A 12,852-nucleotide genomic window follows, 5' to 3' on the forward strand; every position below is an offset into this window, starting at 1 on the left:
CTTGGGCCTTAAGCCGGGCCAGATCAGGGTTTAGTAGAGGAGTTAGAGCCATGGACAAACGTCAAAAAGGGTACGAAGCCTTCATTGCCGAGCTGCAAAAACAGTGGCAAGAGACTGAAGAGTTCCAGGGGGAGCGCCTCAACCGGATGATCGCCAAGGTGCAGGCCTATCTGGAGGCCGCCAGTGACCTGACCCAGGACGAGCTGGCGCTCATCGCCGAGTACGTGAAGCGGGATCTGGGCAACTATGACGAGGGGCGCCATGACGATAGTGCGCAGGTGGAAGAGTCTGCCTTTATGCTGGCCCTGAAAGACACCGCCTGGTCCTGGTTGGCGGATGTGACCGACCGCGCCCAGGTGGAGTGGCGGGAGCTGGCCGACGAGCTGGAGCACAAGGGGGCTTACGAAGCGGGTGACTGGGTAGGGCTCGGGGTCATGGTGTGCGACCAGTGCGGCTGGCGTCATACCGTGCTGCATCCCCAGCAGCTCGATACTTGCCCAGAATGCGGCTGCGCCGAGTATCACCGCGAGCCGCTCGCGCCCTGAACCATGCCATCAATGCGGATGAGATAACGAGACCTGTAGGGACGATTAGCGAAGCGTAATCGTCCATTTAGCCAGAGGTATCGACACCCTGCTTGCGAATTTGCTTGCCAATAAGAGAGAGGCGCCATCAGGCGCCTCTCTCTATGGATGGGCGGGATTACTTGCCCGCAACGGAGAGGCCGCCAAAACGGATCAGCGGGGCGTAGAAGCCCTTGCCATCGTTGTGATGCAGGGTGTCACCGACCGCTTCCAGCTCGCCGAGCAGGCGGTAGAAGTTGCCCGCCACCGTGATGCCGCGCACCGGCTGGAGTCGCACGCCATCGCGACAGAGGAACCCTGACGCACCAAAGGAGAAGTCGCCGCTCACCGCATCGGCACCGGAATGCAGGCCATCGAGCTTGACCAGTTCCAGATAGTCGCCGCTCTGCACTTCCGCTTCGCTATGGGGACCTGCGCCAAACACCAGATGGCGAGCGGTCACATCGAGGGCGCTGCGGGCACCGCGAGCGGCCGAGCCGTTGCTGGCGACGCCAAAGTGGCGGGCGGTGGCACTGTTATGGAGCAGGGTCTTCAGCTCCCCTTCGCCAATCAGCAGCAGATCCGAGCTGGCTGCCCCCTCGCCATCAAACGCCTTGATGTTCATGCCACCCGGCATATAGACCCGGCTCTCCAGAGTGAGCCAGCGTGACGCCACGCTCTGGCCGACCTTGCTGCGCCAGGGGTTGACCCCTTGCTGGGCCCACTTGCCCGACAGCACACCCTGAAAGCTGCCAAACAGGCTGGCGAAGCAGTTGGTGCTGAAGATAACGCTGTAGCGACCGCTCGGCACCGCTTCACCGGGCAGCAGGCCATCGGCGATGGCGTAGATCTGCTCGATGAGCCGCTGGCTATCCAGCTCGTCGAAGCGACGGCCATACTGCCCCTGCGAGTGCATCGACTGGCGGCCATCCCGCTCCACCAGCGCCGAGGTGTAGCAACCGACGCTGAACTCGCCGTGGTGGCAGAGGGTGCCCTGACTGTTGGCGAGCCAGAGCTGGCTCTCACCTTCGAAGACGCTGTTGTAGGGGGCGCCGCTCACATCGGGCATGGCCAGCATGTCAGACTCCAGACGCAGGGCCAGGGCGATCTTCTCCTCTACCAGCGTGGTATCGGGCTGGTTGATCTCGGCACAATCTGTGGTGATCCGGCTATTGGCCACCGAGATGCGCTGATCCGGATCCACCTTGGCAAAGCGGCTGGCATCGAGCGCATCCTGCAGCATGGCATCCAGCGCCAGCTCATCGAGAGATTCCGAGTAGGCGATGCCGACTCGACCCTCTTTGATCAGGCGAATACCGAGCTGCTGGCTGCTGGTGACCTTGTATTCACCCAGCTCGCCCTTGTCAGCCTTGAGGGAGAAGGCTTTATCCTGGTTGGCGATGATGTCTGCCTCGGCACCGAGGTCGGCCACCTTATCCAGCAGGCGGGTGAGCAGTTGGTTCATATCGAGTTGGCTCATCAGGCGTTCCCTCCCACCAGGATATTGTCCACTTTGAGAGCCGGCTGGCCCACCGAGGTGGGGACCGAGCCCGAGACCGAGCCGCACATACCGGCGGCCAGCGCCAGATTGCTGCCCACCATGGAGATCTCTTTCAGCACCTGCGGGCCGGTGCCGATCAGGGTGGCCGACTTGAGCGGTTTGGTTATTTTGCCGTGCTCGATGAGGTAGGCCTCCTGCACGTTGAAGTTGAATTCACCGGTGCCGGGCTGTACCGAGCCGCCCCCCATCTTTTTGGCGTAGATGCCGTGCTCTACCGTGGCCAGCATATCGTCGAGGCTGTGGTTGCCCGGTTCGATATAGGTGTTGCGCATGCGCGAGGTGGGGGCGTACTTGTAGGATTCGCGCCGACCCGAGCCGGTGCGGGCGTAGCCCGTCTTGAGAGCGCCCATTCTGTCCACCAGAAAACCGGCTAGCACGCCGTCCTTGATGAGTTGGGTGTGCTGGGTCGCCATCCCTTCGTCATCGACGTTGATGGAGCCCCAGGCATTGCCTTGCAGTCCCTCGTCCACCGCATTGACCACCGGATTGGCGATCAGCTGGCCCATCTTGTCGTGGAACACCGAGGCCTTTTTGGCTACCGAGGTGGTCTCCAGCAGGTGGCCGCACGCCTCGTGGAAGATGACGCCGCCAAAGCCGTTCTCCATGATGACCGGCAGGGTGCCGCTCGGGCAGGGAGCCGCGCCCAGCTTCACCAGTGCCTGACGAGTGGCGGTGAGGGCCAGCTCGCGCGGATCGATGCGCTCGGCATGTTCCCAGCCCATCAGGGCGCCGGGGGCCTCGTAACCGACGCTCTGCTCGCTTCCTTCCATTGCGATGGTCTGGGCCATGATGCGGTTGTAGTGGCGGCGATCGGCCACTTGCACTCCTTCGCTGTTGAAGATCTCCACCTCCTGCTCCCAGCCCAGCACGTTGCCGGAGAACTGGCTCACCTTGCCGCTCTCGGCGCGGGCGGCCGCATCCATGGCGTGCAGATAGGCGATCTTCTGCTCCAGCTGCTTGTCTGCCGACAGCGGCAGCGCCACCGGGTTGCGATCGCTCAGACGGGTGAAATCGAAGGCGGTGGCGGTCACTACCGGGTCACGGCGGTCTTTGGCCGCCAGCAAGGTGACGATACGCAGCAGCTCGTCGCGGCTGGCCAGATTGGTGTAGCCGTAGAGCACTTTGTGGCCGTAACAGAGGCGCACGCCGATGCCGAAATCGAGGCCGCCGCTGATGTTCTCTATCTGGCTGGAGAGCAGGCTGAGCTGGCTGCGGCGCTTGCGCTCGACAAACAGCTCGGCGAAATCGGCACCCAGCGCCAGCGCGTGATCGAGCACGTCACGGGCAATGGCGGGGGCCAACAGGGAGAATGGAGTCATAGAATATCCTTTTCTGGTCTGTCCGTTTGCTTCCGACATCCGGCTCTGATTGTTATGGGATGTCGAGTCCATTGTTGCAGACCAGCACAAAAAAGTCGCTATAGCGTCACGCGATGATACCGATTGAGAAAATCGGTGCGATAACTGCGCCCGGGCGGCCACATCAGCGGGTGAGTGGCCACCTTGGGAGAAGGGGTAAAGATCAGAGCAGGGCGTGGATTTCGCTCAGGATCTGCTCGACCCACTGCTCGATGCGCGGATCGGTCTGGTCATATTGATTTGCATCGTCCAGCGCCAGCCCGACGAAGTGACGGCCATCGTCGATCAGTGCCTTGGAGGCATCGAATTCGTACCCTTCGTTGGGCCAGTAGCCCACCAGCTTGACCCCTTTGGGCACCAGCTGATCGTGCAGCATGCCGAGGGCATCCTGGAACCATTCGCCATAACCGAGCTGATCGCCGAGGCCAAACAGGGCCACGATACGTCCCTCCAGATGGAGATCGCCGATATCTTCCCAGCGGGACTCCCAGTCCTCCTGCAGCTCGCCGAAATCCCAGGTAGAGATGCCGAGGATCAGGATCTCGTAATCCTCCATCCGGCGCAGGGAGACATCCTTGATATTGTGAATATCCACCAGCTCGGGGCCGATGAGGGCGCGGATCTTCTCGGCAGCCATCTCGGTGTAACAGGTGGTGGAACCGTAAAACAGACCAATCTTCATCGCTCTTCTCTCTGTTGGCGCTTTCTCGCTTGCTTTTGGCGCCTTCTCGCTTGCTCGTGTGGACGACGCCATGTGGGCAACACGATGGGTAACGTAAGGGGAGGGGGCCAGTCTAGCAGATTGCCATTCGACCTTCACCGCCCGACAAGGGGCCTGGCAAAAGTGGCTTATCTTTCCAATGAAAGTGCCTTGTCTTTCCAAGGAGTTGGCGCGTTACAATGGGCCATCGATCCACTGATTGCAGCGCACCATGAGCAAGCCCGACCCCCATCCCCTGATTGAACCCTTCCTCGACGCCCTCTGGCTGGAGCGGGGATTGTCTGACAACACGGTCAGCTCCTATCGCAGCGATCTGGAGAAGTTCTCCCTCTGGCTCGATGAGCAGGGTAGCTCGCTGCTGCTGGCGGGGATGGACGAGATCCAGCACTACCTTGCCTGGCGGGTCGATCACCAGTTTGCGGCGAGCAGCACCGCCCGTTTCCTGTCGGCGCTGCGCCGTTTTTACCAGTATCTCAACCGCGAGAAGCTGCGCAGCGATGATCCGACCGTGCTGCTGGAGGGGCCCAAGCTGCCGAAAAAACTCCCCTCCGATTTAAGCGAAGCGGAAGTGGATGCCCTGCTGAGTGCGCCGCTGGTGGATGACCCGCTGGAGCTGCGGGACAAGGCGATGCTGGAGTTGCTCTATGCCACCGGGCTGCGGGTTTCCGAGCTGGTGGGGCTCACCGCCGAGCATGTCAGCCTGCGTCAGGGGCTGGTGCGGGTGGTAGGCAAGGGGAACAAGGAGCGGCTGGTGCCGATGGGCGAGGAGGCGATGCACTGGCTGGAGCGTTACTACCGGGAGGCTCGCACCCTGCTGCTGGGGGGCACCAGTTCGGACGTGGTGTTTCCCTCCAAACAGGCCCGTATGATGACCCGCCAGACCTTCTGGCACCGCATCAAGCTCTACGCGCAGCGGGCCGGGATCAACGGCGAGCTATCCCCCCATACCTTGCGCCACGCCTTTGCCACCCATCTGCTTAACCACGGCGCCGACTTGCGAGTGGTGCAGATGCTGCTGGGCCATGCGGATCTCTCCACCACCCAGATCTACACCCATGTGGCCAACGAGCGACTCAAGGTACTGCACGGTGAGCACCACCCCAGAGCCTGAGTGCTTGGCCTCCCAAAAACAAAAAACCGCCAGCAGGCGGTTTTTTTGGCATTACACGACAGGAGGTGGCGTTTATTTCCCCTGTTGGGATTTGAGCAGATCGCGGATCTCGGTCAGCAGCTCCTGATCCTTGGTCGGGCCTGCCGGTGCGGCGGCTTCCTCTTCCTGCTTCTTCTTGAGGGTGTTGATGGCTTTGAGCCCCATGAAGATGGCGAAGGAGATGATCAGAAAGTCGATGATGGTCTGGATGAATTTGCCATAAGCGATGACCACGGCCGGGGTGCTGCCCTCTGCAGCCTTCAGGGTGACCGCCAGGTCGCTGAAGTCCACGCCACCGAGGATCAGGCCGATGGGCGGCATGATCACGTCACCGACAAAGGAGGAGACAATTTTGCCGAAGGCAGCACCGATGATGATACCGACCGCCATGTCGATGACGTTGCCGCGGGCGGCAAAGGCTTTGAACTCTTGAATCAGACTCATTATTTCCTCCGAAATTAAACAAGATAGCGCGTTGATGCCCCTTGCCAAAGGGCGAACTCTTGTCAGGAAAACAGAGGCGAAGCCGCGTTATTCCTGTCGTCCTGACTAGCTTGCGGGCGTTATGAGTCCTTGGCAATCGGAGGGAATCATTTTTTTGGTACAAAGTGATATTAATTTTTTGGTAAGTAGCAGGTTGAATAATGAGCTGTGCTGCTGTAGTTTGCTTGGTCGATTCATTCATACCACGTGAGTAAACAAGTGAAGTATTTACTACTGGGAATGATGCTTTTGTGCACATTTGCTGCCAGAGCGGGGATGGATACCCAAGCCTTGAAACAGACCATCACGGCCCGACTGGGGGTGCCCGTCTATCTGGTTGAACCGACCCCGATTGCGGGGTTGTATATGCTGGGCACCTCCCAGGGGGTGCTCTACAGCGATGCCAAAGGGGACTATGTGGTGCAGGGGATCATGCTGGATATGACCCGTGACATGAAGAACCTGACCATCTCTGGCATGCGTGAGCAGCGCCGACTGGGCCTGGCTCAGGTGGCCCATACACCCATTGTGCTCAAGGCCCGGGATGAGCGTCACCGGGTGGCGCTGTTTCTCGGCGAACAGGATGCGGCACGCCGTCAGCTCTCCGCCACACTGCAACAGTTGCAGGCATCCGGTGTGAGCGTCGAGCTCTATCCCGTCATTGATCATGCCGAACGGGCGGCGGACTGGTGCAGCGACCCCCTGCTGCAAAATGATCCGTTAAAAGCCTATTTGCCTCAAACGGCATGTAGTGAGACCCTTATCCAAAATATTGGCCTGAGCCAATGGTTGGGGGTCAAGGTACTGCCGGCCTGGGTCTCCTCTGACGGGGATCTGGTGCGCGGGTATCAGAGCCCCGAACAGCTGCTCAAGATACTGGATCATATTGATGTCCCTGCAAATCCGTCGTCGTCCGCGAGTTGATGATTCCCATCTGCCTGCCACCCTGCATCCCCTGCTTCGCCAAATCTTCGCCAGCCGTGGCGTAGATGATCCCGCCCTGCTGGAGCGCAGCGCCAGCCAGCTGTTGCCGCCCCAGCGCCTCTATGGCATGGAGCAGGCGGTGCCGCTGCTGGCGGATGCCCTGACTGCCCAGAAACGGATCCTCATCGTCGGTGACTTCGATTGCGACGGCGCCACCAGCTCGGCCCTGTGCGTGCTGGCGCTGCGCGCCATGGGCGGTCGCCACATCGATTTTCTGGTGCCCAACCGCTTCGAGTTCGGCTACGGCCTCACCCCCGAAATTGTCGAGCTGGCGGTGGCCCGTGGCGCCGAGTTCCTGATCACGGTGGATAACGGTATCTCCAGCATCGCCGGGGTGGCGGCGGCCAAGGCGGCGGGCATGCAGGTACTGGTTACCGATCACCATTTGCCGGGTCAGGAGCTGCCTGACGCCGATGCCATCGTCAACCCGAACCAGCATGGCTGCGATTTCCCCTCCAAGTCGCTGGCCGGGGTGGGGGTGGCCTTCTATCTGATGGCGGCTCTCAACACCCACCTGCGCCAGCTCGGTTGGTATGAGCGGCAAGGGCTGCGCGCCCCCAATGTGGCGGATTATCTCGATCTGGTGGCGCTTGGCTCGGTGGCTGACGTGGTGGCGCTCGATGGCAACAACCGCATTCTGGTCCATCAGGGCTTGCAGCGGATCCGGGCCGGTCGCTGTCGCCCGGGCATTCAGGCGCTGGTGGATGTGTCGGGCCGCGATGGTCGCCGCCTCACCGCCGCTGACCTCGGTTTTGCGCTGGGGCCGCGCCTCAACGCGGTGGGCCGCCTCGATGACATGTCGCTCGGGGTCGCCTGTTTGCTGAGCGATGATCTCAATCTGGCGCGCCAGCTCGCCTCCGAGATGGACAGCCTCAATCAGGAGCGCAAGGAGATCGAGCAGGGGATGCAGCAGGAGGCGCTCGCCACTCTGGAGCAGATCCGTTTTCGCGATGGCGAGGTGCCGTCGGGCATAGTGCTGCACCGCAACGAATGGCATCAGGGGGTGGTGGGGCTGGTGGCCTCCAAGGTGAAGGAGAAGTACTACCGCCCGGTCATCGCCTTTGCCGAGAGCAGCGAGACCGAGCTCAAGGGCTCCGGCCGCTCCATCCCCGGGGTGCACCTGCGCGATGCGCTGGAACTGCTCGATACCCGCCACCCCGGTTTGATGGGCAAGTTTGGCGGCCACGCCATGGCGGCGGGGCTGACCCTGCCCAAGGCCAATATCGAGGCCTTTGGTCGGGCGTTTGAGGCGGTCATCAGCGAGCTGGTGACCCCTGAGCTCTTGACCGGGGTGCTGCTCACCGACGGCGAGCTGCTGCCGGACGAGCTAAATCTCGAGCTGGCGGAGTTGATTCGCGCCTCCGGCCCTTGGGGTCAGGCCTTCCCCGAGCCGCTATTTGACGGCGAATTCGTGCTGGTGCAGCAGCGGCTGGTGGGGGAGAAGCACCTCAAGATGATGCTGACTACCGATTCCGGCTATGCGGTGGATGCCATCGCCTTCGGGGTCGATCTCAAGCGCTGGCCCGATGCCTCGGTCAAGCGGGTGCGGCTGGTCTATCGGCTCGATGTCAACGAGTGGCGCGGCAACCGCAGCGTGCAACTGCTGGTGGAGCATCTGGAAGCCGCTGGTGGTTAAGCCACGTCCCTGTACATGATAAAAAACGAGGCGCCTGCGGGCGCCTCGTTGTTTATCGGGGATTGCGGATTGGCGTTACAGCTCGCGGGCCCAGGGGTGAGCCTTGGGGCGCAGCGCCAGCGCCAGACCCAGCAGCAGCACGGTCAGACCGTAGAGGGGCCAGCTGCCAAAGCGCATGTAGGGGGTCTCGCCGTGGGCGGGACGCACCTCGCTGCGCAGCACGCCCGCTTCAAACTGCGGGATCTGGCCGATGATGCTGCCGTCGATGTCGGTAACGATGGTGATGCCGGTATTGGTATCCCGTAGCAGCGGACGAGCTAGCTCCAGCGCGCGCATCCGGGCGATCTCCATATGTTGCCAAGGGCCGATGCTGGTGCCGAACCAGGCGTCGTTGGAGACGGTCAGCAGGAAGTCGGTATCGGTATTGACGTTGCGGCGCACCTCTTCCGGGAAGATGATCTCGTAGCAGATGGCGGCGGCAAACTTGAGCCCCTTGGCGATCAGGTTTGTCTGTACTTCGTCACCCCGGCTGAAAGAGGACATCGGCAGGTTGAAGAAGGGGGCGATGGGGCGCAACAGATCTTCAAACGGCACGAACTCGCCGATGGGCAGCAGGTGGTACTTGTTGTAGCGGTTGGAGTGGTTGTAGAAGTAGGACTCCTTGCCATCCGCATCCTGCACCCCCATGCCGAGCACGGTATTGTAGAAGCGCTGTTGCTGCTCGTCGTAGTGAATGATCCCGGCCAGCAGGCCGGTATCGTTCACCTTCATCGCCTTGTCCAGATTCTCCAGATAGGGGCCCATCGCCTTCTCGATGGCCGGGATCGCCGACTCCGGCCAGATGATGATGTCAGCATCCTGATTCTCGCGGCTCAAGTCCTGATAGGTGCGCACCGTGGGGGCCAGCGCCTCCGGATCCCATTTGAGGGATTGGGCGATATTGCCCTGCACCAGTGCCACCTTGACCGGCTCGCCACGGGTCACCCAGTTGAGCTGCATCAGACCGTGGGCACCGGCCACCAGCAGGGCAGGCACCGCCAGCCAGAGCGGGGAGCGGGACTTCCACACCAGCCAGATAGCGGAGGCGGACAGCAACAGGGCGAGGGTGATGCCCTGCACCCCGAGAATGGGGGCAAAGCCCTTGAGGGGGCCGTCGATCTGGCTGTAACCAAACCAGAGCCAGGGGAAGCCGGTCATCACCCAGCCGCGCAGCCAGTCAGCGACCAACCAGAGGGCCGGGAAGGCGAGCAGCCAGCGGCTCCAGTGACGGCCGCCAAAGAAGCGGGCAAAGACCCAGCAGGCGAGCGTCGGGTAGAGTGCCAGATAGGCGGAGAGCCCGGCCAGCAGGACGAAGGCGACCGGCAGCGGGATGCCGCCAAACTCGGTCATGCTGACATGGATCCACCACAGCCCCGGCAAAAAGAGTCCCATGGCGTAGCCAAAACCGCGCCAGGCAGCCTGTTTCGGCGTGGCTTTGTCCATCAGGGCGTAGAGGCCAAGCAGGGAGGGGATCACCAGCGGCCAGTAGCCGAAGGGGGAGAAGGCCAGCACGGCGATGGCACCAGAGGCCAATGCACTGAGGCTTAACAGAATTTTGGAAGTAATAGGGGATAATCTCACGGGCGATGGTGCTCGTCTTGGTGTGCAACTGGGGTCGAATGGCCGGTATCTTAACCTGTAAGCGGGGCAACGGCGAGCCTCGATGCCGGTGGCAGAGAGCACAACGCCCCGAGGTCGGGGCGTTGTTTCACACATCGAGCGGATCTGCTTATTGCGGCTCGGATTGCGCCGCCGCGTGGTGCTCGGGGATCTTCACCTGCAGTTGCTGCAGACGGCGCCGGTCGGCATGCATCACCTTGAACAGGTAGCCGTCCAGCTCGATCTCCTCGCCCTTCTTGGGCAGGTGGCTGAAGGCGTGCATTACCAGACCACCCACCGTATCCACCTCTTCATCGCTGAATTTGGTGCCGAAGAAGTCGTTGAAATCCTCGATCTCGGTCAGGGCGCTGATGGAGAAGACCCGCTTGCTGAGGCGGCGGATTTCGTCCGGCTCATCCTCGATGTCGTCAAACTCGTCGTCGATCTCGCCAACGATCAGTTCCAGTATGTCTTCGATGGTCACCAGACCGGAGACGCCACCAAATTCGTCGACCACAATGGCCATGTGGTAGCGCTCTTCACGGAACTCCTTGAGCAGACGGTCAACCCGTTTGCTTTCCGGCACGATCACCGTGGGGCGCAAGATTTTCTCGAGCTGCAGCGGCTCGCTGGCGTGATGGCCGCCAAACCCGAAGGGGAGCAGATCCTTGGCGAGCAGAATGCCCTCCACATGATCCTTGTCCTCGTTGATCACCGGGAAGCGGGAGTGGCCGGACTCGATGATCACCGGCAGGATTGCATCCACCGGTTGGGACTTCTCGATGGTCACCATCTGGGAGCGGGGGATCATGATATCGCGCACGCGAAGATCGGCGATCTCCAGCACCCCCTCGATCATGTCCTTGGTGTCCTGATCGATGAGGTCGCGCTCTTCGGCATCGGCTATCACGTCTACCAAATCATTGCGGTCTTTTGGCTCGCCCTGGAAGAGTTGGCTGAGTTTGTCGAGCCAGGTTTTCTTCGGCGAGCCGGTACTAGGGTGATCGTCGGTCATTTTCTCTCTTGGTTACTCGTATGAACACACTTGAAATAGTTCGGGTTATATAAGGATGGCCATCTGCTGTTTCAAGACGATGACCATCCGGTTCTTTACTCTTCGTCGTTCAGATAAGGGTCGGCAAAACCTAGCTCTTGCATGATGTCGCGCTCAAGCGCTTCCATCTCTTCGGCTTCCTCATCCTCGATATGGTCATAACCTAGCAGATGCAGACTGCCGTGCACAACCATGTGGGCCCAGTGGGCCATCAGGGGCTTGCCCTGCTCCTCGGCCTCGCGCTCTACCACCTGACGGCAGATCACCAGATCGCCCAGCAGGGGCAGCTCCAGACCGGGTGGCGCCTCGAACGGGAAGGAGAGCACGTTGGTGGGCTTGTCCTTGCCGCGATATGTAAGGTTGAGCTCGTTGCTCTCCGCCTCGTCGACGATGCGCACCGTCACTTCTGCCTCCTGCTGGAAGCCGAGAATGGTGCCGTCGAGCCAGCCCTGCAACTGGGCTTCGGTGGGCAGGCCGTCAGTGCTGGCGCTGGCCAGCTGCAGATCCAGGGTTACGCTCATTGTTCACTCTCTTTGCCGATGCTCTCTTTCCCAAAAATGGGGGCTGCTTTTTCCGCTGCCTGTTTGGCATCGAATGCCTCGTAAGCCTGCACGATGCGGGCCACCACCGGGTGGCGCACCACGTCTTTGGACTCGAAGAAGTTGAACGACAGACCATCGACCCCTGGCAGCACTTCCAGCGCGTGGCGCAGGCCGGATTTGGCGTTGCGCGGCAGGTCTACCTGGGTGATGTCGCCGGTGACCACGGCCTTGGAGTTGAAGCCGATCCGGGTCAGGAACATTTTCATCTGCTCGGTGGTGGTGTTCTGGGCCTCATCGAGAATGATAAAGGCGTCATTGAGGGTTCTTCCGCGCATATAGGCGAGCGGCGCCACCTCGATGATGTTGCGCTCCATCAGCTTCTCGACCCGCTCAAAGCCCAGCATCTCGAACAGGGCGTCGTAGAGCGGGCGCAGGTAAGGATCCACCTTCTGGGAGAGATCGCCAGGCAGGAAGCCCAGCTTCTCGCCCGCTTCCACCGCCGGACGAGTCAGCAGAATGCGGCGAATTTCCTGACGCTCCAGCGCATCCACTGCTGCCGCGACCGCCAGATAGGTCTTGCCGGTACCGGCCGGGCCGATGCCGAAGCAGATATCGTGGCGCACGATATTGGCAATGTACTGGGCCTGATTTGGGCTGCGTGGCTTGATGAGACCGCGCTTGGTCTTGACCGTCACCTCCTTGCCATAGGGGATGCTCGGCGCCGGTTCGTCATCCTGCTCCAGCACCCGCGACTCCTGAATGGCCAGATGGACCATGTCGGGAGTGATGTCGGTCACCTTGCCACCCTTGAGGGGCTGGGTTTCCACATAGAGGTGCTTGAGGATGACGGCGGCGGCATCCAGCTGGGCCGGTTTGCCCACCAGCTGGAAGTGGCTGTCACGGTAGCTGATCTCGACGCCGAGGCGGCGCTCCAGCTGCTTGATGTTGTCATCGAAGGGGCCGCACAGGCTGGCAAGGCGCTGGTTGTCGGCGGGCTCCAGATGCAGATTCAGGGTCGAGATGTGTCGGCTCAAAATATCCTCGTCTCAAGGCGCTCCCCATCCGCCGGGCGAATGGGGAGGAGGGGATTAATGGGGTGTGAAGGCGGCCACGCCCAGCTCGTCCGGTACGTTATCCGGGCGGTTGGATTTAACCGGGATTT

12 protein-coding genes are annotated in these 12,852 nt (G+C 61.3%); 4 read left to right on the plus strand and 8 right to left on the minus strand.

From position 1 onward, the window contains the following. Positions 1-50: 50 nt before the first annotated feature. Entirely contained in the window at positions 51-545 is a 495-nt protein-coding gene (locus tag OKC40_RS05560) for a zinc ribbon-containing protein (RefSeq protein ID WP_270794436.1), read from the plus strand. 157 nt (positions 546-702) lie between these two features. Here OKC40_RS05560 and OKC40_RS05565 read toward each other — a convergent pair whose 3' ends face one another. The 3 genes from OKC40_RS05565 to fldB all read right to left on the minus strand — a co-directional run bounded on the left by OKC40_RS05565 (position 703) and on the right by fldB (position 4,164). Then, the gene (locus tag OKC40_RS05565) at positions 703-2,043 is read right to left on the minus strand and encodes a TldD/PmbA family protein (RefSeq protein WP_270794437.1); all 1,341 of its coding nucleotides are present in this window, start codon (positions 2,041-2,043) and stop codon (positions 703-705) included. Beyond that, positions 2,043-3,443, minus strand: coding sequence for a TldD/PmbA family protein (locus tag OKC40_RS05570; protein WP_270794438.1), 1,401 nt, complete (start codon positions 3,441-3,443; stop codon positions 2,043-2,045). The genes OKC40_RS05565 and OKC40_RS05570 overlap by 1 nt, the downstream gene beginning before the upstream one ends. A 202-nt stretch (positions 3,444-3,645) precedes the next feature. Continuing rightward, complete coding sequence (fldB, locus tag OKC40_RS05575; RefSeq protein ID WP_075113479.1) at positions 3,646-4,164, minus strand: flavodoxin FldB; 519 nt, start codon at positions 4,162-4,164, stop codon at positions 3,646-3,648. A gap of 250 nt (positions 4,165-4,414) precedes the next feature. On the opposite strand from fldB, the gene xerD reads away from it, so the two are divergent. Then, positions 4,415-5,314: a site-specific tyrosine recombinase XerD gene (gene xerD, locus OKC40_RS05580; protein WP_139409508.1), complete on the plus strand. Its 900-nt coding sequence runs from the start codon at positions 4,415-4,417 to the stop codon at positions 5,312-5,314. A gap of 72 nt (positions 5,315-5,386) precedes the next feature. Here xerD and mscL read toward each other — a convergent pair whose 3' ends face one another. Next, entirely contained in the window at positions 5,387-5,797 is a 411-nt protein-coding gene (gene mscL / locus OKC40_RS05585) for a large-conductance mechanosensitive channel protein MscL (RefSeq protein WP_042658573.1), read from the minus strand. 315 nt (positions 5,798-6,112) lie between these two features. Between mscL and OKC40_RS05590 the strand changes: the two genes are divergently transcribed. Continuing rightward, complete coding sequence (locus tag OKC40_RS05590; RefSeq protein WP_234605574.1) at positions 6,113-6,760, plus strand: disulfide isomerase DsbC N-terminal domain-containing protein; 648 nt, start codon at positions 6,113-6,115, stop codon at positions 6,758-6,760. Next, a complete protein-coding gene (gene recJ / locus OKC40_RS05595; RefSeq protein WP_270794439.1) occupies positions 6,726-8,456 on the plus strand; it encodes a single-stranded-DNA-specific exonuclease RecJ in 1,731 nt (576 codons plus the stop codon). Before OKC40_RS05590 ends, recJ begins: the two co-directional genes overlap by 35 nt. A 75-nt stretch (positions 8,457-8,531) precedes the next feature. Here the strand turns inward: recJ and lnt are convergent, their stop codons facing one another. From lnt to OKC40_RS05615, 4 genes are all read right to left on the minus strand, one after another. After that, a complete protein-coding gene (gene lnt / locus OKC40_RS05600; RefSeq protein WP_270794440.1) occupies positions 8,532-10,076 on the minus strand; it encodes an apolipoprotein N-acyltransferase in 1,545 nt (514 codons plus the stop codon). Between the two features lie 148 nt (positions 10,077-10,224). Beyond that, entirely contained in the window at positions 10,225-11,109 is an 885-nt protein-coding gene (corC, locus tag OKC40_RS05605) for a CNNM family magnesium/cobalt transport protein CorC (protein ID WP_005354092.1), read from the minus strand. A 95-nt stretch (positions 11,110-11,204) separates the two neighbouring features. Then, positions 11,205-11,669, minus strand: a complete 465-nt coding sequence (gene ybeY / locus OKC40_RS05610) for an rRNA maturation RNase YbeY (RefSeq protein WP_005354089.1) — start codon at positions 11,667-11,669, stop codon at positions 11,205-11,207. Then, a complete protein-coding gene (locus OKC40_RS05615) occupies positions 11,666-12,724 on the minus strand; it encodes a PhoH family protein (RefSeq protein WP_047438025.1) in 1,059 nt (352 codons plus the stop codon). The genes ybeY and OKC40_RS05615 overlap by 4 nt, the downstream gene beginning before the upstream one ends. Between the last annotated feature and the right edge of the window lie 128 nt (positions 12,725-12,852).

It is taken from the genome of Aeromonas sp. QDB11 (genome assembly GCF_027705265.1).
Classification (GTDB): Bacteria; Pseudomonadota; Gammaproteobacteria; order Enterobacterales; family Aeromonadaceae; genus Aeromonas; species Aeromonas allosaccharophila.

Coding starts and splice junctions, on each gene's coding strand:
- OKC40_RS05560 (WP_270794436.1), top strand. CDS start 51: ATGGACAAACGTCAAAAAGGGTACGAAGCCTTCATTGCCGAGCTGCAA.
- fldB (WP_075113479.1), bottom strand. CDS start 4,164: ATGAAGATTGGTCTGTTTTACGGTTCCACCACCTGTTACACCGAGATG.
- OKC40_RS05570 (WP_270794438.1), bottom strand. CDS start 3,443: ATGACTCCATTCTCCCTGTTGGCCCCCGCCATTGCCCGTGACGTGCTC.
- recJ (WP_270794439.1), top strand. CDS start 6,726: ATGTCCCTGCAAATCCGTCGTCGTCCGCGAGTTGATGATTCCCATCTG.
- OKC40_RS05565 (WP_270794437.1), bottom strand. CDS start 2,043: ATGAGCCAACTCGATATGAACCAACTGCTCACCCGCCTGCTGGATAAG.
- OKC40_RS05590 (WP_234605574.1), top strand. CDS start 6,113: ATGGATACCCAAGCCTTGAAACAGACCATCACGGCCCGACTGGGGGTG.
- corC (WP_005354092.1), bottom strand. CDS start 11,109: ATGACCGACGATCACCCTAGTACCGGCTCGCCGAAGAAAACCTGGCTC.
- xerD (WP_139409508.1), top strand. CDS start 4,415: ATGAGCAAGCCCGACCCCCATCCCCTGATTGAACCCTTCCTCGACGCC.
- ybeY (WP_005354089.1), bottom strand. CDS start 11,669: ATGAGCGTAACCCTGGATCTGCAGCTGGCCAGCGCCAGCACTGACGGC.
- mscL (WP_042658573.1), bottom strand. CDS start 5,797: ATGAGTCTGATTCAAGAGTTCAAAGCCTTTGCCGCCCGCGGCAACGTC.